17 protein-coding genes and 1 pseudogene are annotated in these 19,058 nt (G+C 69.0%); 8 read left to right on the top strand and 10 right to left on the bottom strand.

Features of this window, described 5'->3' with window-relative positions; genetic code table 11:
• Positions 1-128: 128 nt before the first annotated feature.
• Positions 129-995, top strand: a complete 867-nt coding sequence (locus SGA01_RS13075; protein WP_308699048.1) for a thermonuclease family protein — start codon at positions 129-131, stop codon at positions 993-995.
• 311 nt (positions 996-1,306) lie between these two features.
• Here the strand turns inward: SGA01_RS13075 and SGA01_RS13070 are convergent, their stop codons facing one another.
• The 4 genes from SGA01_RS13070 to SGA01_RS13055 all read right to left on the bottom strand — a co-directional run bounded on the left by SGA01_RS13070 (position 1,307) and on the right by SGA01_RS13055 (position 5,075).
• Entirely contained in the window at positions 1,307-2,527 is a 1,221-nt protein-coding gene (locus SGA01_RS13070; RefSeq protein ID WP_141296696.1) for an alpha/beta hydrolase family protein, read from the bottom strand.
• Between the two features lie 269 nt (positions 2,528-2,796).
• Positions 2,797-3,231 (bottom strand): DUF6892 domain-containing protein, encoded by a 435-nt coding sequence (locus SGA01_RS13065; RefSeq protein ID WP_141296695.1) that lies wholly within the window; start codon positions 3,229-3,231, stop codon positions 2,797-2,799.
• Between the two features lie 348 nt (positions 3,232-3,579).
• Positions 3,580-4,143 (bottom strand): excalibur calcium-binding domain-containing protein, encoded by a 564-nt coding sequence (locus SGA01_RS42665; protein WP_218037828.1) that lies wholly within the window; start codon positions 4,141-4,143, stop codon positions 3,580-3,582.
• Positions 4,140-5,075, bottom strand: a complete 936-nt coding sequence (locus tag SGA01_RS13055) for a glutaminyl-peptide cyclotransferase (RefSeq protein ID WP_141296694.1) — start codon at positions 5,073-5,075, stop codon at positions 4,140-4,142. The genes SGA01_RS42665 and SGA01_RS13055 overlap by 4 nt, the downstream gene beginning before the upstream one ends.
• Positions 5,076-5,672: 597 nt before the next feature.
• On the opposite strand from SGA01_RS13055, the gene SGA01_RS13045 reads away from it, so the two are divergent.
• On the top strand, positions 5,673-6,566 hold the full coding sequence (locus tag SGA01_RS13045; RefSeq protein WP_141296692.1) for an alpha/beta fold hydrolase: 894 nt from the start codon (positions 5,673-5,675) through the stop codon (positions 6,564-6,566).
• Here SGA01_RS13045 and SGA01_RS13040 read toward each other — a convergent pair.
• The 4 genes from SGA01_RS13040 to SGA01_RS13025 all read right to left on the bottom strand — a co-directional run bounded on the left by SGA01_RS13040 (position 6,548) and on the right by SGA01_RS13025 (position 10,226).
• Complete coding sequence (locus SGA01_RS13040; RefSeq protein ID WP_229918433.1) at positions 6,548-7,168, bottom strand: hypothetical protein; 621 nt, start codon at positions 7,166-7,168, stop codon at positions 6,548-6,550. The genes SGA01_RS13045 and SGA01_RS13040 overlap by 19 nt on opposite strands.
• A 393-nt stretch (positions 7,169-7,561) precedes the next feature.
• Entirely contained in the window at positions 7,562-8,374 is an 813-nt protein-coding gene (locus SGA01_RS13035) for a hypothetical protein (protein ID WP_141296690.1), read from the bottom strand.
• 89 nt (positions 8,375-8,463) lie between these two features.
• Entirely contained in the window at positions 8,464-9,267 is an 804-nt protein-coding gene (locus SGA01_RS13030) for an ABC transporter permease (RefSeq protein ID WP_141296689.1), read from the bottom strand.
• Positions 9,264-10,226, bottom strand: a complete 963-nt coding sequence (locus SGA01_RS13025; protein ID WP_141296688.1) for an ATP-binding cassette domain-containing protein — start codon at positions 10,224-10,226, stop codon at positions 9,264-9,266. The genes SGA01_RS13030 and SGA01_RS13025 overlap by 4 nt, the downstream gene beginning before the upstream one ends.
• 218 nt (positions 10,227-10,444) lie before the next feature.
• On the opposite strand from SGA01_RS13025, the gene SGA01_RS13020 reads away from it, so the two are divergent.
• Entirely contained in the window at positions 10,445-11,182 is a 738-nt protein-coding gene (locus SGA01_RS13020) for a GbsR/MarR family transcriptional regulator (protein WP_141296687.1), read from the top strand.
• 74 nt (positions 11,183-11,256) lie between these two features.
• Positions 11,257-11,559 carry a DUF7660 family protein gene (locus SGA01_RS13015; protein WP_229918434.1) on the top strand — a complete coding sequence of 101 codons (303 nt, stop codon included), beginning with the start codon at positions 11,257-11,259 and terminating at the stop codon, positions 11,557-11,559.
• Between the two features lie 111 nt (positions 11,560-11,670).
• Here the strand turns inward: SGA01_RS13015 and SGA01_RS13010 are convergent, their stop codons facing one another.
• Positions 11,671-12,918, bottom strand: coding sequence for an MFS transporter (locus tag SGA01_RS13010; RefSeq protein ID WP_141296686.1), 1,248 nt, complete (start codon positions 12,916-12,918; stop codon positions 11,671-11,673).
• Entirely contained in the window at positions 12,915-14,282 is a 1,368-nt protein-coding gene (locus tag SGA01_RS13005; RefSeq protein ID WP_141296685.1) for a GH1 family beta-glucosidase, read from the bottom strand. The genes SGA01_RS13010 and SGA01_RS13005 overlap by 4 nt, the downstream gene beginning before the upstream one ends.
• Positions 14,283-14,635: 353 nt before the next feature.
• Here SGA01_RS13005 and SGA01_RS13000 point away from each other — a divergent pair, with 353 nt between their 5' ends.
• The 4 genes and pseudogenes from SGA01_RS13000 (at position 14,636) to SGA01_RS12985 (ending at position 19,007) form a co-directional block, all read left to right on the top strand.
• Entirely contained in the window at positions 14,636-16,696 is a 2,061-nt protein-coding gene (locus SGA01_RS13000) for a galactose-binding domain-containing protein (protein ID WP_371866026.1), read from the top strand.
• A 76-nt stretch (positions 16,697-16,772) separates the two neighbouring features.
• Positions 16,773-17,396, top strand: coding sequence for a hypothetical protein (locus tag SGA01_RS12995; protein ID WP_141296684.1), 624 nt, complete (start codon positions 16,773-16,775; stop codon positions 17,394-17,396).
• Between the two features lie 256 nt (positions 17,397-17,652).
• A pseudogene (locus tag SGA01_RS12990) lies at positions 17,653-17,841 on the top strand (IS5/IS1182 family transposase); the annotation flags it as partial.
• A gap of 158 nt (positions 17,842-17,999) precedes the next feature.
• On the top strand, positions 18,000-19,007 hold the full coding sequence (locus SGA01_RS12985) for an SGNH/GDSL hydrolase family protein (protein WP_229918435.1): 1,008 nt from the start codon (positions 18,000-18,002) through the stop codon (positions 19,005-19,007).
• Positions 19,008-19,058 lie beyond the last annotated feature (51 nt).

Here is a 19,058-nt window from a genome sequence, read left to right as displayed (position 1 = left end):
AAGGGCTGAACGAGCGAACACCTTGCGCGGTTTCACTCTCTGCCTACCAGAAACCCCTACTCTGTAACGCTGAGTGAGAATTTGTTCGGTCTTCGTGCCCGCCGCCAGGGAGCCACATAGTCATGCCCATGTTGCTGATCAAGGGTTCGTACCACCTCGTCCATAGCCGGGCGGACGGGGACACCATCCCCTTCAAGCCGGACAAGAAAGAGGAGTGGGAGCTGGTACCTGGCCCCCACAAAGTCGAACACAACACTTCCGGCAAGGCAAAGTTGCGACTGGACGCCATCGACACGCTGGAGACCCACTACTCACGCAACGGCAACCCAGAGGTCCACCAGCCGTGGCTCCACGCCCGCGCCGCCCGGGACGCGCTGACGGACTGGCTCGGCTTCACCACCGTCGACCGCTTGCCGGACGAGACGGTCACCGCGGCAACTCCCATGACCCGGCCGGGCTGGATCCTCACCCGCGGCGCGGGCCGCGACAAGCGCTGTATCGCCCTCGCCGGCAAGGGCACGCCGCCGGGCATCAGCGGCACGCAGATCAACGTCGACGAGGCGCTGCTGCGCACCACGTTCAACCACCACATCCTCAAGGAGGGCCTGGCCTACCCGACGTACTACACCAACCTCTTCCCCGACCTGCGCGACGAACTGACCGCCGCTGTCCGCCAGGCGCAGGCGGACAAGAAGGGCCTGTGGAAGGACGACGACACGCTCGACGGCGCGACCGTCACCGACATCGACTCCCTCCAGGACGACGTAGTGATCCTGCCGAAGCTGTTCCGGCGGCTGGTGGACTACCTGTACCTCGGCGACCCCGACAACGCGGACCTGACCGGCTTCCCCGCCTTCCTCGACCAGGCCGCGGACGAGTTCTGGATCATCTCCACCGGCCATCCCACCACCGGCCTCGACGCCATCGTGGAGGTCATCGACAGCAAGGTGCGGATGACCCATCCGGCTGAGGACCTCGTCTTCATCGAGAGCTGAACGAGGAGCGCCATGAGCCCCGCAGCGGAATTCCGCGCCCTGTCCGAACTCCCCGGCAGCAGTGCCTGAGCGCTTCTTCGAGGAGCTCGTGGCCGCCCGGGATCAGGTGGAGGGGTCTGCAGTTGACCGGTCAGGGCGGGGTGGGCCGGCAGGTGCCGAAGCGGCTGCTGGGGTCTGCTGATAGGTCGGCGCGTGCGAATGACGTGGCAGTTCGTCACCCGTGTCAGCTCCAGCCCGTCACGGTCTGTCGATGTGAACTACCAGGTCGTTGGGGCTACTCCGCTGACGACCAGAGGACGAACCTCCATCACTCAGGGGAGGTATGTCACTGCCGGGAAGGCCGGGGACGGTCCGGCGAGCAGGTGTCCCCGACGGTGGCGCAGGTGCTCGTCGAAGAACGCGAGGGCGTAGGCCTGCTGGATCTTCACCGCCTGGTCGGGATCGAGGGTGCCGATAACGTCCTGAAGCTGCTGCCCGCTCCAGCCGAGCAGCTTCGCCACCTGCGGGAACAGCGCCTCATTGTCACCGTACGAGATATGGGCGGCGCCCTGCGCCTGGATGTTCAGCCGCCAGCCCCGCAGGTGCGACCAGAATGCGGCGGCCTCGGGATCCGTGGCCCGGGTGAACTCGGCGGACATCATCATGAACGGCCGGTCCAGGTCGCCGGCCAGTGGCGGGTTCATCTGCATCGGGCCGTCGAGGCTCAGCCCGGCCCGGATGCGGCCGTCCGCGAGCGTGGCGCAGGCGGTGGCCGTACCACCCTTCGACCAGCCGAACGCGCCCATGCGCCGCGGGTCGAGGGAGCCGAGGAGCCCGGCCGGCAGCTCCCTGTGGTCGACGTCGGGATTGCGCCCGGCGGCAAGCTGCTCGACGCAGTCGAGGAGGAAGCGCAGATCAGCGGCGAAGTCCCCTGGCAGCGTCGGCGCCTGCCTGTCGTAGGACGGGACGGCGAGCCGACCGTCGGGGAACTCGGTGTACGTGTCGTACTGGTGAGCCACCGTCACAGCCGCGTATCCGTGGCTGGCAAGCTCCTGGACGATGACTGTGTGGTCGCCCTGGTGGCTGTGCGCGCCGTGCGAGAACACGACGACGGGCAGCCGTCGCTCCGATCGCCGTACCGGAGCGCCCACGTGGCCAGTGGTGAGCGGCCCCAGGGAGGCCAGCTCGCTGAACCCTGCGTCGGCGAGGAACGCCTGGAATGCGCCGGCCGGCATCCAGGGCGCCACCGGGTACCGCTCGACGTTTTGGGCGGGATACCAGACGGTGGCCATCAGCTCGCGGAAGTGCGCGGGGCCCGCGATGTCGTCCGGCCGGGAGCGGTCGACGAGGTGCAACTGGACCGTGCCCACCGGGTACGGCCCGGTGGGCCCGGGCAGCACGAGCCGCTTCGTGGCGGGGACGGCCGCGGCCTGGTCGGCCCACGCGGGGCCGGCAGCAGCGGCAAGCGGCACGGCGGCACCGGCGGCCAGTGCGGCCCCCAGCATGCTGCGGCGCGTCATGCCCTTCCGGCTGATGAACGGCGTGGTGGTCATGGGTTCCTCCCGTGGTGACTGATCGTCAACCATGCCGCGCCGGACGGTCCGTGGGCACGAAGGAACGCTGTCACGCGCCCCTCCCGCGCAGCATCGACCCACCGTTTGATTGCGTCGCGAGGGCATTGACCCACGGGTTTACACCCTGGGGTTGATGCGGTCCCCGGTCGGGGCTCCGGGAGCCCGTCGTATGACGGCGATGCGCGGCCTTCCCTGGCGGGGCACCTGAGGCCCTGCCGGGGCGGCGGGCGACGAACGGGGGCCGGGGCTCAGTCGGTGTCGATGCCGCGAGCGGCAAAGACCTCCGCCGCGTCCGGCACCGCCAGGACGCCGTCCTGCACGAAGGTGACCTCCCGCAGATTGGGCAACAGGGCGAGGTCGTCGAGCGAGCGGACGTCGAACAGGTCGTCCTCGCCGTCCCAGGCGGGGGCGCAGTGCCAGAAGACGTTCGCCCCGGCGTCGAAGCACAGCTCCTCGACGCGGGCGAGCAGCTCGGCCGGGATCTCCAGGGCCTCGAAATGGGCCCGGGACTCCGGCAGTGCCTCCGCGTGGAGACCGTTCTCCAGGACGTAGGACGCGGGGTCGCCGATCCCCCGGGCGGCCAGCCGCGCGGGCAGGTCGTAGACCGGGAGAAGCGGCTCGGGACCGTACATGAGCTCCTCGATGACGAGCAGCTTGAGGTTGAAGTCGCGGAACTGACTCATGGGACATGAGTACCACGGGGGTACGACACGGGTCCTATGCCCGGCGTACGGCCGGGCGGAGGAAGGGGCGGCGGATCGGGCCGTCCCCCGGCGGGCCCGGCCCGGCTCAGGCCGTTGTGGCGGTCAGCCGGCGTCATCGCATGCCGTGCAGACGTGGCGGTAGCGCAGCTCGAAGGCGGCGACCAGGGTGGTGGCGAGGGCGCCGCCGAAGGGAGCCGTCCAAGTGGATGAGGCCACGGGCACCCGGATCGTCGAGGCCATCAAGGCCGCCTACTGCAAGGCAGGATCACCTGACATCAGCCACCGCGTTCCCTGGCGCGGACTGGCCAGCACCCGTTGATGTCCGACCTACCACTCGCAGGCGACGCCGTCTCTGTCCCGATCGAGCTCGGCCCGGTATCCGGGTTGCCCCAGCAGTAGCGGTGCAGCGCCAGCGGCCCGTGCGGCGTCGCAGTTCTCGTAGTAGACCGACTCAGCCGTCGACACCTCAGGCACAGGCTCTGGCTCAGCTGTCGTCGACGGAGGGAGAGGCAGGGGCGCCACCGGCTCGGACTCCACTGCTGCAAGGGAGGCGGTGCCGGAGTCGTGGACGGCGATGCCGACTGCCGGAAGACGAGCTCCCGACGGCCTGGCGCCACGGCAATCCCCAAGAGCGAGCGCGTACGCCGGCCCGGCGTACCGGGCAAGGACATGTACTACCAGCGCAGCTTCCGCTGCGAGGTAGCGCACCTTTCGCTGCGCTCCCGCGCTCTGAGATGCCTGCGGCCATCCAGGCTGGGCGGAGAACGTCAGGGCCTTCGTCGCCTGGCCGCCATCGAGCACGGACGGGTCGAGGAGGTCTGGGGCGGGCGGCAGGAGCGATGCCCGCTGTCCCCACGGAAGCCTGGCTGCGGGAGTGGGCGGGCGGCTCATCTGGGGACGAAGGTGACCTCGAACATGCGAGGCCAGAGTTTGCCGGTGATCAGGAACGTGTCGGTTCCCGGTACGGCGGCGATGCCATTGAGTTGTTTGGCTCTGCGGCGTTCGGGTGCGGTCAGGAGTCCGGAGGCGTCGATGTTTGCGGTGACGGTGCCGGTGTGCGGGTCGATGCGCAGGATCGTGTCCGTCGGGTACACGTTGGCGTAGACGAAGCCGTCGGATGTGCATTCCAGTTCGTTGAGCCGTGTGACGGGCTGGCCGTTCTGGCGTACGTTGATGCCGCCTGTCGCCGTGAAGGTGTCGGGGTCGCGGAAGGTGAGCCGGTCGGTGCCGTCGCTCATCACCAGCCGTTCCCGTCCGGCGTGGCGCTGGTGGCACAGGCCCCAGCCTTCGCCCTGGTAGCTGACTCGGCGACGTTCCGCGAGTGTGGTGGGGTTGCGCTCGATGGCGATGCCGTTGCGCCAGGTGAGCTGCCACAGCTTGGAGCCGGTCAGGGTGATGCCCTCACCGAACAAGGGCGCCGGCAGTTCGACGTACCGGGTGGGGCGCTTGCCCGGCGGTCCCGCGCGCAGGGAGGACTGGCCGACCCGGCCTGTGCTCTCGTAGAGGGTGGCTCCGCGGAATTCCAGGCCCTGGGTGAAGGCTCGCGGATCGTGGGGAAGCGTGTTTCGCGTTACCACCCGCAGGAGCTGAGTCTGGGGGGCGGCCGGTGATGCGGTTGCTTTCGCCCGTCCGCCGGCCGGGATGCGACCTTGGCCGGCCGGGGCTGTTGCCGCGTGCGCGGCAACGTCGCGACGGTTGGCGCCCTCTGGTTCGGCTGGGCCGCAGAGCAGCGCCCCGGCCACTGTCACCACGGCCACCAGCGCCAGTGCGTGGGTGCCCGGCCGGGCCCGCCTCGTGCGGGTGGCGCGGGGCTCGGTGGTCATCTGGCCGACCCTTGACGGCTACGGGAGTGTCGCTGGTTCCTAGGGTGTGGCCCTGGATGCCGCACGGAATGCGGCGCGTGTTTTCCCTGGGGCACAGAGGTCTTCCGTTCTGGTGCATCGCCGGTGTGGGAAGGGCCGCTGGTCGGGGCCGCTGCGTCGGGGCTCTGACGCGCGGTTGGTTTTCAGTTGCTCGTCTTGGTGAGATTCTGGACGGTCAACCTCGCGGGGGTGTGGCTGGATACGCCGTGAGTGCCCGCCTCACCCGATCGCCACAGCCATGTCATGGGCTCGCCGTTCCTGCGACACGGGAGGAACGCCGGTGTCGGCCGGCCGCAGCTTCTTTGCCTCGTGGTGTCCGCTTTGAGTGGGTACCCATGCCTGTCGCTGGTGTTTCTGGACCGATTCGATCCTCAGCAGGTGGTGGTCCTCCGGATCCAGGAGGTTGTCCCGCGTGAGCTTGTCGTGCCGGTTGTCCGGACGCATCGCCACCACTGCTGATGGGACGTCGCTCTCTGGCCGAGCACGGGGGGGTGTGCGTGCCTGCGGTGCCGACGATGTCTGCCGCCAAGGCCCTGTCTCGGCCTAGGCTCTCTTTGTATGGGACACCTTGTGCGTACCGATGACGGTCGGGTCCTGATGGCCGAGGAATGGGGCAGCCCTTCGGGGGCTCCGGTGATGCTCTTTCATGGGACGCCCGGTACTCGGCTCGGCACTCTGTTGCCCGGGGTCGCTGCGCAGCACCCCGGTTTCCGGTTTCTCGCCTACGACCGTCCCGGTTACGGGGAGTCGGGGCGCGCTGCGGGACGGCAGGTCGCCGACGCGGCTCGGGATGCGGCGGCTGTCGCCGATGCCTTCGGCGTCGAGCGGTTCGCGGTGGTCGGCCGGTCCGGTGGGGGGCCGCACGCGCTGGCGTGCGCGGCGCTGTTGCCGGAGCGGGTCCGGGCGGCCGCCGTCCTGGTCGGGCTCGCTCCGCCGGATGCGGCCGGTCTGGACTGGTACGCGGGTATGACGCCGTTCAACGTGCGCGAGTACGGTCTGGCCCTTGCCCATCTGGACGGGCGGGATCCGGGTGGGCTCGAACGTGACCTGGCTGATCGGGCCGTCGTCCTTCGGCGCGATCCGGTACGCCTCCTCGACGACCTGCGTGCCGATCTCTCCCCGCACGACCTGCCGGTGGTCGAGGACCCCCGGGTGCGGACGGTGCTGCTGCACACCTACCGGGAGGCTCTGCGGGTCTCGCATCACGGCTGGCTCGACGACTGCCTGGCCTTCGTCCGCCCGTGGGGTTTCGATGTCGCCTCGGTCGCTTCGCCCGTTCTGCTGTGGCACGGCCTCGACGATGCGTTCTCGCCCGTGGCGCACACTCGTTGGTTGGCCGGTCGGATCCCCGGTGCCGAGCTTGTCCTCGTACCGGACGCCGGTCACTTCGCCGCCCAGTTGGCACTGCCGGACGTGCTGGGCTGGCTGGAGCGTCAGGGTGTCGGGCGCTGATACGAGGTCGAGCGGGCGCCCTTCAGGGCGTCGAGGATCCGCTCGTGGCTGTCCCCGACGACGTCGACGACGCGGACTTTGAGGTGGAGGGCCTCGACCTGGTCGATGAAGCGCTGGGAGAAGGCCCCGAGCATCGTCGTCTCGTAGGAACCGGTGCCCACCAGGGGGAAGTTGCCCATGGTGATCAGCTGGAAGTCCTCTCCGACGGTGAGCCCGGCCTCGGTCAGCACCTCGGCCACGCCCTCGACGTCGGTCCACGGGGCGGCGTGCTGCGGGTCGTGGCCGCGCAGGACGGCCCGGCACTCGTAGGCCTCGATCACCACGGTGTGGGAGCCTCCGTTGAGCAGCCCGACCTGCCATTCGGGTATGCCGCCCCGCAGGTGGCCGGTGGTCCAGTGGGCGCGCCAGCCCAGCGCCGGGCGTACGGTGCGGGCGTACTGGGCTCGGGCGAGGACCGCGCCGACCGCGACCGCGAGCAGGCTGCCGAGCGGCTCCATGTCGAGGAGCTCCAGCCGCCACGGCCATTCGGCGCGGGCGGCCGCCGTCATGTTGGCCCGGACGGCTTCCCAGCCGAGTACCGCCGTCAGCAGGACGAGCAACACGATCGGCACCGTGAAGAGCAACGGGCTGCGTCGCACCCGCCGTTGAGCGTCCATGCCGTTCGTCTGCCCGCCCCGCCTGAACCTGCCCACAGCCACTCCCCCGGTTCTCGAACAACAATCTCCCGGGTCACGCGTACGCCCCCGGTCGCGCCCGGCTCATGGTGCCCGAACCGGAGCACGGCCGACTAGGGCACGGGCCGGGCTTGGTCCCGAAGGCGCGGCCCGAGTGCTGTGATCACGGCGGTTCTCGGCGCTGCTTGTCGGTGGTGATCGCGGCGGTGGTCTTCGGTGTGGTGGAGGTGTCCGGGCTGCTCCGCGCGGAGGTTCTTGCGCCCCGCTGTTGTGCCCGGCCGGCCTGTCGTCACACGTGGTTGCCGACGAGCTCGTGCATGGTTAGCCGTCGAGGAGGAAGTCCACCGCCATCACGGCGTGGAGGACGATCATGGCGCTGCAGCCGATGACCAGGACGGCGCCCGCGTAGGTGTTCACCAGGTGCGTGAACGGCGATGCCGGCACCAGCACGTCCGCCGGGTCCTCCGGGGGGTGGGCCACGGTGATCGTGGGGCCGGCCTCGCCGTGCAGGAAGCCACGGTACGTTCCGGTCGTGTCCGGGTAGACGTACGCCCCTCGGGTCATCGTGGCCCGGGTGGCGGTCACCATGACGCCATACCGGTACAGCCAGCGTTCCCTCCGCGCGCGGATCACCCCGTACAGGCCCAGCCACAGGCCCAGCCAGGCGAAGCCGCCGATCGGGACCGTGAGGAGCAACAGGTCCCACCTGCCCAGTGAGCCGGCCACCACGCAGAGGACGACGAGCGCCAGCAGGTGTCCCATCGCGCCCCGCAGGATCCGGCGGTGGAACCTCGTCCGCCAGGTGGGGGCGAGCGAGCGGACCACGGCGAACGGGGCCCCGTCGACGTCGTCGTTGTCCGTCCGGTTCGCCAGGATCGCGTTGACCCCGTCGGCGAAGGCGGTGGCCGCTGCCTCGTCCACGTCGTCGATGCGGTGCACGCGCGGCGTCGCCCCGGCCCTCGCCCGCAGTTCGATCAGGACCGAGCGGCCCTCGGCGCGTATCCGGCCCAGCCCGTCGGGGGTGAAGGTGACTTGCTCGCGCGGGAGGTCGAGGACAAGTCCGATGTTCTCGGCGGACAGGACGGCCCCGCCCCGACCTCGGAGCACCGGGAGGGAGGAAATGGAGGTCGGCATGGGCATGATCTTAGAGCGGGGTGTCGTCCCGGTCAGCCCCTCGGATCCCCGCTCGTCCTGCCCTTCACGGGCCCGCACGACGACGACAGTTACTTGTTGGGCTCGCGGTTGTAGAGCTTCTTGGCCCATAGGTAGCCGCCCAGCGCGATGAGGGCGCACCAACCGATCGTCAGGGTTGCGCTGTCGTCGATCGGGGTGCCCATCAACAGCCCGCGCAGGGTTTCGATGAACGGGGTGAACGGCTGGTAGTCGGCGAACCATTTCAGCCCGGCCGGCATCGAGTCGGTGGGGACGAACCCACTGCCCATCATGGGCAGGATCATCAGCGGCGTCAGCATGTTGCTCGCGGTGGCGACGCTCTTGGCGACCATGGCCAGTGCGACCGACAGCCAGGTGAGCGCGAGGATGGTCATGACGAGCACACCGACCGCGCCGAGCCATTCGCCGAAGTCCGCGGTCGGCTCGAACCCCACCAGCAGCGCGACCCCGATGACGGCAGCGATGCTCAGCAGAGTCTGGATCAGGCTGCCCAGCACATGGCCGGTGAGCACCGAGACCCGGGCGATGGCCATGGTGCGGAACCGGGCGACGATGCCCTCGGTCATGTCGATGGCTACCGAGATCGCCGTGCCCTGGGCCGCGGTCGCCACAGTCATCAGGATGACGCCGGGGACGACGTAGTTCACGTAGGCATCGCGGCCGCCCGACGGCCCGCCAAGGCCGGTGCCGAGGATGCCTCCGAGAACGTAGACGAACAGCAACAGGAAGACCACCGGAACCCCGGCGGCCGTCAGGATGAGCGTCGGGTAACGCAGCATGTGCCGTAACTGGCGGCGCAACATGGTCGCCGAGTCGGCCCAGGCGTGGGAAACGGTACGGGAAACGCTGCTCATCGGGCGGGCTCCTGTTCCGTGACCGGGTTACCCGTCAGGGCGAAGAAGACGTCATCGAGATCGGGGGTGTGGACCTGCAGTTCGTCCACGGTGAGCGAGGTGTGGTCGAGCCAGTCCAGCAATGCGCGCAACGACCGGACATCGCCCTGGCTGGGGATCTGCAGGGTGCGTGCCTCATCGTTACGGGACACCACGTCCAGCGTCCGGGCCGCGTGGTCGTAACCGCGTGGGTCGGCGAACCGCAGGGTGACATGGCCGCCGCCGACCTGCCGTTTGAGCTCCTCCGGCGAGCCCTCCGCCACCAGCTTTCCCCGGTGCAGGACCGCGATCCGGTCGGCGAGTCGGTCGGCCTCCTCCAGGTATTGAGTGGTGAGGAGGATCGTGACGCCCTCGTCGTTCACCAGTCCGCGGATGATCTCCCACATGGTCCGCCTGCTGCGCGGGTCCAGCCCGGTGGTCGGCTCGTCGAGGAAGATCACCCGAGGCCGGCCGACCAGCGTCATCGCGAGGTCCAGGCGGCGGCGCATCCCGCCGGAGTACGTCGCCGCAGGCTTCCGGGCCGCGTCCATCAGATCCAACCGCGCGAGCAGATCCGCGGCAGACTGCCGCCGTTCCTTGCGCGGCAGGCGGTTCAGGTCCGCCATCAACAGCAGGTTCTCCTCTCCGGTGAGGAAGCCGTCCACCGCGGAGAACTGGCCGGTGACACCGATAGCGGCACGGACCGCGTCCGGGTCCCGGACCACGTCGTGGCCCGCGACCCGCATTTCGCCGGCGTCGGCACGGATGAGCGTGGACAGGATCTGCACCACGGTGGTTTTGCCCGCACCGTTCGGGCCGAGTAACGCGAAGACAGATCCCGCGGGGATGTCGAGGTCGATGCCGTCGAGCACCACGTGGTCGCCGTACGCCTTGCGTACCGCAGTCGCCGCGACCGCGGGGCGACCGAGATCAATAGTCATGGGGTTCCACTCCCGCCAGTGAGATCCGGTGCGGCATTCACACCTTCACAGTTCAGTGAAAGTTACGTTGCATTCACAAGATCGTCAATCACATCAGCGTGAAGCAATAACGTATTTGCAGGTCAACGCACCTCTTTCATTGCATGACCTATGCCACCTAATGCAACGGTGTTGCGTTGCATTAAGCTGGCCTCGACGCCGACAGCGGAGGAGACCCGATGCCTGGTGACAGACTCACCCTCCAGGATCGACTGCAGATCGCCGCGGGACTGCGCGAGGAGCTGACCTACGCCGCCATCGGCCGCCTCGTCGGGCGGCCCACCTCCACCGTCACCCGCGAAGTGATGCGCAACGGCGGGCCGCGCAACTACCGCGCCGATGCGGCCCACCGGGCCGGCACACGACCAACACGCCAGCGCAGGACCACTGCACCGACATCGTCACCAGGACGGGCCGGCCCCGGCGGGCGCGATCCACGCCTCGTGGAAGAGGCGGACACACAGAGCATGGAACTGATGGTTCAGGCCGGGCTCCCCCAGATGATGGCCAGGGTGCTCGCCGCGCTGTTCACCACCGACAGCGGCAGCCTCACCTCCGCGGAACTCGTGCGACGCCTGCACGTCAGCCCCGCCTCCATCTCCAAGGCCATCGGCTACCTGGAGACCCAAGCGCTCGTCAAACGCGAACGCGATGACCACAGCCGCGCCGAGCGCTACGCCATCGACGACGACGTAGCGTTCCAGTCGATCATGGCCGGCGCACGCAACCAAACCCAGATCGCCGAGGCTTGCAAGACCGCAGCCCGGAAACTCGGCACCACCACCCCCGCCGGCGCCCGGCTGGAGAACACGAGCCAGTTCCTCCTCCACGTCATCGACGACCTGGTCCGCTCAGCCCAGCACTGGCACACGATCTACCCCACCCACCCTCGGAACACGTCCGAAACCGACGACTGAACAGATCGCGTTGACCTTGGAAGAGTGAAGTCGTCGGTCCAGCCGATGATCACGGCCTGGAAACAAGGCTCCTGTTGATCGTCAAGAGTGGGGAGGTGCTCGCTGGAGGGAAGTACCTTCACTCCATGTCACTTACTCCAGACGATGAGGTCCGTAGCCGAGACGAGCTGGTCGCCTTCGTCCGAGAACTGCGCCAGGACTACCTCCGCCGGGGACACGAGTGGGAGAACCAGAGCCTCGATCACTTCCTTGAGGCCCTCGCGGCGTGGATCGACGACTCGCCAGGCTGGTATCGAAACTTTGGGAAGCAGCTCCCCGAGGAAGGGGACTGGACCTTCCTGGCCAGAGCCCTTCAGGCCGCCACCGTCTATGAGTGAATCCGCACGTTGCCGGCGCGTGACACATCGATAGCGAATCCTGCCGCCAGGGAGGACGAGGTAATCGTCCTGGCCGTACTGCGCAGCGGAACCCTTCCAACAAAGGCTTGTTCAGAGCACCGAGCGGATGCGGCGGACCAGGATCGAGCCCGCGAGAGCCAGGCCGCCCGCGAGGGCGTAGAGGGCTGCGTAGCCGCCGAGGTGGGTGACGACCGGGGCCGCGATCACCGGGGCCAGGACCTGGGGCAGCGCATTGGCGATGTTGATCACGCCCAGGTCCCTGCCTCGGTCCTCCGCGGTCGGCAGCACGTCCGTGAGCAGAGCGAAGTCCACCGCTGTGTACACGCCGAAGCCGAGGCCGAGGACGAGGGAGGCGACGATCGCGCCGGTCCAGGTCTGCCAGACGGCGAGCAGCAGCGTGGCCGCGGCGATGACCAGCCCCGACCGGATGACGTAGGACTTCCGGCGGCCGCTGCGGTCGGAGCGGATGCCGCTGATCACCACCGTGGAGAGCAGGGTGAGTGCGTTGAGCGCCGTGAGGATCAGTACGCCGGTGTCCGCGTCGCCCTCGTAGCGCACCGCGTCGGTCAGGTAGTACAGCAGGTACATCGTGCTGATGGAGTACGACAGGTTCATCAGGAACCGGGTGAGCCAGGCCCAGCCGAAGTCGGGGTGGCGGCGCGGGTCGATCCAGAAGCCGGCGAGGAACGTCCGCCACCGGAAGGCCGGCCGGGCGGCGGGGGCGAGCGTCGAGTCGCGCCGCATCAGGACGTACGGCACGGCCGCGAGTACCGAGAAGCCCGCGCAGGCCAGGTAGCCGGCGGTGATCCCGCCCGCGACCGTGGCCAGCGCCGTGCCGACCAGGATGCCGACGACCTGGGAGACGCCGAGCCAGCCGCCGACCATGCCGCGCCACCGGGGCCGGACCTGGTCGGGGACGGCGGCGGTGAGTGCGGCGAAAGCCGCGTTGAGGGCGAGCTGGACCAGGCACCAGCCCGCGATCACGGCCGTGACGCTCGTCGCCAGGGAAAGGACCACCAGGCCAGCGGCCCCGCCCACCACCCCGGCGACCACCCACGGGATCCGACGGCCCACACGCGCCGTCGTACGATCGGACAGCGCTCCGAAGACGGGGTTGGCGACCATCGAGACGGCCGCCCCCAATCCCGTCACCAGGGCGAGAGTGGATGCCTTGTGGTCGGGGGTGAGCTGCTCGGCCTGGCGCGCCAGGAGCAGTTGCAGCGGGCCGAACCAGCCGACCCACACCCCGAGGTTGGCGAGGGACAGCGCGCTCACCCACCGGCCGCCGGGCGCAGCGCCCGCTTCCACGGCTGCCGCGGCCTTCGGCTCGGCAGTCATCTGCCGCTCTTGATCAGGTCGCGGTACCAGGCGTAGGACTCCTTGGGCGTCCGCGCCAGCGTCTCGTAGTCGACGTGGACGAGCCCGAACCGCTGCCGGTAACCCTCCGCCCATTCGAAGTTGTCGAGGATCGACCAGATGAAGTAGCCGCGTACGTCGGCCCCCTCGGCCATCGCCTGGTGCAACGCTCGTACGTGGCCGTCGTGGTACGCGATCCGGCGCGCGTCCTCGACCCTGCCGGTGCCGGAGTCCGGCCCGTCGCCGTACGAGCAGCCGTTCTCGGTGATGTACAGGGGCGGCAGCCGGTCACCATAGCGCTCGCGCAGCGTGCCGAGCAGCTCGCGCAGTCCGTCCGGAACCACCGGCCAGTCGAAGTCGGTGCGTTCGTACCCCTCGATCTCCCGGATGGCGAAGGGGAGTCCGGAGGGGATCTCGATTCCGCCGAAGGCGGAGGCGCCGGCCGGCGTCGGCGCGCCGACGAGCATCGGGTTGTAGTAGTTGACCCCGTACCAGTCCAGCGGGGCCGAGATCGTCTTGAGGTCCTCCGCCACCGGGCCGGGCAGGAGGGAATCCAGGCCGTCCGGGTAGGCGCCGGTCAGGATCGGGTCGGCGAAGAGGCGGTTGGTGAGCGTGTCGTACAACTCGGCGGCGGCACGGTCCTCGTCGCTGTCGCCGGCGGTCCAGACGGGGCTGTGCGAGGCGGCTATGCCGATCTGGCGGGCACCCGCCGCGCGAAGGGCCTGTACGCCAAGACCGTGAGCCAGGAGCTGGTGGTGGGCGGCGGGCAGGGCGTCGAACACGAGCTCCTTGCCGGGGGCGTGTTCGCCCAGTCCGTATCCGAGGAGGGTGACCTCGGCGGGCTCGTTGATGGTGATCCACATCGGGATGCGGTCGGCGAGGCGCTCCGCGACCACCGAGGCGTACGCGGCGAACCGCTCTGCGGTGTCGCGCTCCAGCCAGCCTCCACGCTCCTCCAGGGCGAGCGGGGTGTCCCAGTGGAAGAGGGTGGGCACCGGGGCGATCCCCGCGGCGCACAGCTCGTCGACGAGCCGGTCGTAGAAGTCCAGCCCGGCGCGGTTGAACTGACCGTGCCCGTCGGGCAGGACGCGGGACCAGGAGACCGAGAACCGGTAGGCGTCCACGCCGAGTTCACTCATCAGCGCCACGTCCTCGCGGTAGCGGCGGTAGTGGTCGGTGGCCACCTCCGCGTGCGAGCCGTCCTTGATGCGTCCCTGCTCCCTGGTGAAGGCATCCCAGGAGGAGGGGCCCCGGCCGTCGGCCGTGGGCGAGCCCTCGATCTGGAAGGCGGAGGCGGAGACTCCCCAGAGGAAGCCGGCCGGGAACTCAGGTACGGGCGCTGTCATGCGGACTCGCTTCGGTCGGGGGGCGCGGATCCCCGACACGGGTGCGGGGAGGCGCTGCCGGGCGTGTTACTCACGGAACTTTCGGACCCCAGCGACCACCCTGTCAATGGAAAAGTGAACAATCCTCAACTTCTTCCCGCGCCGCCACCGCCGCGACCGGGGTGATGCGGGGTCTGACCTCGCTCCGGCCACCGTTTGCCCTTCCGCACCTCATGGGCTTGGTGCGTGGTGAACTTGCGCGGAGCATCAGGTCAGTTGTCCCGGACTATTGACTTCACTGTCGCCGGTCGCGACTCTCAACTCGCCAGTAACCTCAATGAGCATGTCAACCAAGGTGAGTGATGGTGATGGCCATGGTGCGACCTCCGAGCCGCAGACTCAGATCCCTCACGGTGGTGTCACTGCTGCTCGCCGTGATGACCCTGGTCATCAGCCCGATGCCCAGCTCCGCGGCCGAGTCCGACTGGTGGACCCCGGCCGCGCGACCCGCACCCGACTCCCAGATCAACGTCACGGGCGAGCCCTTCAAGGGCACCGACGCCCAGGGGCGCGTACGGGGCTTCGTCGACGCCCACGACCACATCATGTCCAACGAGGGCTTCGGCGGCCGGCTGATCTGCGGCAAGCCGTTCTCGGAGCAGGGCGTCGCCGACGCGCTGAAGGACTGCCCCGAGCACTACCCCGACGGCACGCTCGCCATCTTCGACTTCATCACCAAGGGCGGGGACGGCAAGCATGACCCCAACGGGTGGCCGACGTTCAAGGACTGGCCCGCCCACGACTCGCTGACCCACCAGCAGAACTACTATGCCTGGATCGAGCGGGCCTGGCGCGGCGGCCAGCGGGTGCTGGTCAACGACCTGGTCACCAACGGCGTGATCTGCTCGGTCTACTTCTTCAAGGACCGCGGCTGCGACGAGATGACCGCCATACGTCTCGAGGCACAGAAGACGTACGACATGCAGGCCTACATTGACAAGATGTACGGCGGCCCGGGCAAGGGCTGGTTCCGCATCGTCACTGACAGCGCGCAGGCCCGCGAGGTCATCGAGCAGGGCAAGCTCGCCGTCGTCCTGGGCGTCGAGACCTCCGAGCCGTTCGGCTGCAAGCAGATCCTGGACGTAGCGCAGTGCTCCCAGGCGGACATCGACCGCGGCCTGGACGAGCTGCACAAGCTGGGCGTGCGCAGCATGTTCCTGTGCCACAAGTTCGACAACGCCCTGTGCGGGGTTCGCTTCGACTCCGGCGCCCTCGGTACGGCCATCAACGTGGGCCAGTTCCTGTCGACCGGCACCTACTGGAAGACCGAGACCTGTCGCGGGCCGCAACACGACAACCCCATCGGCAACGCGGTCGCGCCGGAGGCGGAGAAGCAGCTGCCGGCCGGGGAGGAAGTCCCCACGTACGCCTCGGGCGCACAGTGCAACACCCGCGGGCTGACCGCCCTGGGTGAGTACGCGGTGCGCGGCATGATGAAACGCAAGATGATGCTGGAGATCGACCACATGAGCGTCAAGGCCGCAGGGCAGGCCTTCGACATCCTCGAATCCGAGTCGTACCCGGGCATCATCTCCTCGCACAGCTGGATGGACCTGGGCTGGACCGAGCGGCTCTACAAGCTCGGCGGGTTCATCGGCCAGTACATGAGCGGCTCCGAGGCGTTCAGCGCGGAGGCCAAGCGCACGGACGCGCTGCGCGAGAAGTACGGGGTCGGCTACGGCTACGGCACCGACATGAACGGTGTCGGCGGCTGGCCGGGCCCACGGGGCGGGGACACCTCGAACCCGGTGAAGTACCCCTTCCGCAGCACGGACGGCGGCTCGGTGATCGACAAGCAGACCACCGGCGAGCGCACTTGGGACTTCAACACCAACGGCGCGGCGCACTACGGCATGGTCCCGGACTGGATCGAGGACATCCGGATCGTCGGCGGCCAAGAGGTCGTGGACGACCTCTTCGCGGGCGCCGAGTCCTACCTCCGCACCTGGGGGAACTCCGAGAAGCACAAGTCCGGGGTGAACCTCGCCTCGGGCGCGGCCGCCTGGGCGTCCACGTCGGAATGGTGGAACCCCTTCGTCAGCTTCGCACCCGGCCGGGCCGTGGACGGCAACAAGGGCACCCGCTGGGCCAGCGAGTGGAACAACAACCAGTGGCTGCAGATCGACGTCGGGTCCGCCAACCTGGTCAAGCGCATCACCCTCGACTGGGAGGCGGCGTACGGAAAGTCGTACCGCATCGACCTGTCGACCGACGGCTCGAACTGGCAGACCGCCTGGTCCACGACCGCCGGTGACGGCGGTCTGGACACGGCACGGTTCGCCGGAACCCCGGCACGCTACGTACGGATCCAGGGGCTGGTGCGCGGCACCCAGTGGGGCTACTCACTCCACGAGGTCGGCGTCTACAGCGACTGACGGCACCGGAGGGCGGTGCCCAGGGCCGGGGCCGGCCGGATCAGATCTCCTGATCCGGCCGGCCCCTCGCAGTCCGGTGCTCCGGATCATCACCTCGGCGGCACGGGAGTCCCTGAAGCCGCTCGGCCTGGCCCAGCGCGGGCGGTCGCGGCTGTGGATTGATGATCACGGGTGGTGGCTCGGGGTTGTGGAGTTCACCCCGTCGCGGATTGCCGGCAGTGGTCTGCACGTCGGTGCGATGTGGCTGTGGCACGACGCGGACCACCTGGCCTTCCACGTGGAGGCAGTCCGGGTCGGCTCCGAGCTGTTCCGCACCGAGGACCAGTTCACGCGGCTGGCACTCGAACTCAGTCGGCAGGCGGCTGCGAACGTGACCGCGCTGAGAGAGAGGTTCCCGGCTCTGCCGGATGTCGCCCGATACCTGACGTCCAGGCCGGTGCGGCGGGGATCCCTCTGGGACAGCTTCGACGCCGGGATCGCAGCCGCCCTGGTTGGGGACCCGGACACGGCCCGCGATCACTTCGAACGAGTCCTTCGAGAGGACGCGCTGGCCCCGTGGATGGTCGAAGCCCAGGAGAAGACGCGTGAGCTTCACGCGATCGCGGCAGATCGCGACGCCGTGACCGCCTGGGTCACGCGGGCCGTCGGCTCATGCCGGAGCAAGCTGGGACTAGATCCTGTGCCGTTTGCGGTCAGCTGAACGGACCCGCTCGACGTGAGGTCGGCGGTGCCTACATCTTCCACGGCACCATCACCACAGCGGCAGAGCCGTCCGGTCAGCATCCCGGGAGCACACTGACGACCTACCGGTACCAGTCGTCGCCGCCCTCGGAGAGTGAACGGAACAGCCAGTCCATCAGGTCTCCTGCCACCCACCGGCAGCTGGCGGTCTCATGCTCCCAGACGAAGATGTCCGGGCGCTGGGGTGTCTGGACGAACGCGAACTGGTCCCCAGCAAGGGCGGCCGGCCCACCGGCTTCGACAGCGAGATCCACAAACGCCGCAACGAGGTCGAGCGGACGATCAACCGCCTCAAGAACTCCCGGGCCGTCGCCACCCGTTACGACAAGAGGGCCTACGTCTTCCACGGCACCGTCACGGTCGCGGCGATCCACATATGGCTCCGGACACGGTGGAGTGAATGACGGAGCGTTATAGACCCCTTGGTTTGTTTCCTGCTCTCAGGAGGCTACGTGTTCCACCTCAAGACACCCTTCGCGCGCAGGGTCGCGCTCACCCGCTCACCGCGCTGACCCTCGCGGCCGCCGTACCGGGCGGCGCGGCTTCGGCGGCGCCGGAGCCGGTGGAGTGGGCGGCGCTCGGCGACTCGTACACGGCCGGCGTGTTCGTCGGCGCACCCCGTCCGGAGCTCGGCAGCGCGGACCGGGATGGATGCGACCGCACGACGGGCGCCTACCCGAACCTCGTCGAGACCAAGCTCGCGGCCGAGCCGCCGGCGGGCCGCACGGTGAGGCTGACCGACTTCAGCTGCGGCGCCGCCACCATCGCCGAGATCGCCACCGCCCGGCAGACCCCCATCAGCCCGGTGCAGCCCCCCGCGGACGGCTGGCCCTCCGTGGCCCCCCCCAAAAAAATCGACCGCGCCCAGCTGAGCGCGAGTACCGACGTGGTCACGATCGGCGTCGGCGGCAACAGCCTGCCCTTCGGTAAGATCCTCACGTCCTGCCTGCTCTTCGGCACCGGCCAGGAGGACGACGCCACCCCCTGCAGGGACGCCTACGATAGGGGCGACTTCATCCTTGACCCCGAGTCGATCCGCGACAAGTTCCAGCGGGTCTTCCGGGAGTACGTCGCCATGCTGGAGGCCGTGCACGAGAAGGCGCCCAACGCCAAGGTCATCACGGTCGGCTACCCCACGATCGTCCCGTCGGACGCCACCACGTGTGACCGCCAGGACACCACCGAGCTGGCGGCCGACATCAAGGACGCCGAGACCCGACTCTCGGCCACCCACGGGTACATCGCCTGGCTGGGTGAGGTGAACACCGAGCTCAACGCGATCATCGATGACGCCACGGACCTCGTCGATTACGGATACACCTACGTCGACGTCGCCGCCTCCAGCGTCGGCTACGACGCCTGCCAGCCCCGCGCCACGAAGTGGGTCGAGGGAGTCTGCGGCCAGGCCGGCCCGTACTGGCCCACCGACCTCACCCTCGGTCAGGACCCCGTGCGGCTCACCCTGAAGTGCTCCGAGGGCAACCGAGCCACGCTCGTACACCCCAACGCCGCCGGCCATGCCAACACCGCCACTCTGGTCGAAGCCGCCGTCCGCAAAGCCCTGACCTGATCTCACCGCCTGCCGCCCCCGGCCCCAGCGACCCGGGGCGGCCCGGCCGCG

Source organism: Streptomyces gardneri (assembly GCF_006539185.1).
Taxonomy (GTDB): domain Bacteria; phylum Actinomycetota; class Actinomycetes; order Streptomycetales; family Streptomycetaceae; genus Streptomyces; species Streptomyces gardneri.
This window is presented reverse-complemented; position numbering and strand designations above follow the sequence as displayed.

Excerpts from the sequence above, each read along its gene's own strand:
- SGA01_RS13025 (WP_141296688.1), bottom strand. The coding sequence starts at position 10,226 with ATGACTATTGATCTCGGTCGCCCCGCGGTCGCGGCGACTGCGGTACGC.
- SGA01_RS42665 (WP_218037828.1), bottom strand. The coding sequence starts at position 4,143 with ATGAGCCGCCCGCCCACTCCCGCAGCCAGGCTTCCGTGGGGACAGCGG.
- SGA01_RS13035 (WP_141296690.1), bottom strand. The coding sequence starts at position 8,374 with ATGCCGACCTCCATTTCCTCCCTCCCGGTGCTCCGAGGTCGGGGCGGG.
- SGA01_RS13005 (WP_141296685.1), bottom strand. The coding sequence starts at position 14,282 with ATGACAGCGCCCGTACCTGAGTTCCCGGCCGGCTTCCTCTGGGGAGTC.
- SGA01_RS13010 (WP_141296686.1), bottom strand. The coding sequence starts at position 12,918 with ATGACTGCCGAGCCGAAGGCCGCGGCAGCCGTGGAAGCGGGCGCTGCG.
- SGA01_RS13030 (WP_141296689.1), bottom strand. The coding sequence starts at position 9,267 with ATGAGCAGCGTTTCCCGTACCGTTTCCCACGCCTGGGCCGACTCGGCG.
- SGA01_RS13070 (WP_141296696.1), bottom strand. The coding sequence starts at position 2,527 with ATGACCACCACGCCGTTCATCAGCCGGAAGGGCATGACGCGCCGCAGC.
- SGA01_RS13055 (WP_141296694.1), bottom strand. The coding sequence starts at position 5,075 with ATGACCACCGAGCCCCGCGCCACCCGCACGAGGCGGGCCCGGCCGGGC.
- SGA01_RS13065 (WP_141296695.1), bottom strand. The coding sequence starts at position 3,231 with ATGAGTCAGTTCCGCGACTTCAACCTCAAGCTGCTCGTCATCGAGGAG.
- SGA01_RS13000 (WP_371866026.1), top strand. The coding sequence starts at position 14,636 with ATGGTGCGACCTCCGAGCCGCAGACTCAGATCCCTCACGGTGGTGTCA.
- SGA01_RS13075 (WP_308699048.1), top strand. The coding sequence starts at position 129 with ATGTTGCTGATCAAGGGTTCGTACCACCTCGTCCATAGCCGGGCGGAC.
- SGA01_RS13020 (WP_141296687.1), top strand. The coding sequence starts at position 10,445 with ATGCCTGGTGACAGACTCACCCTCCAGGATCGACTGCAGATCGCCGCG.
- SGA01_RS13045 (WP_141296692.1), top strand. The coding sequence starts at position 5,673 with ATGGGACACCTTGTGCGTACCGATGACGGTCGGGTCCTGATGGCCGAG.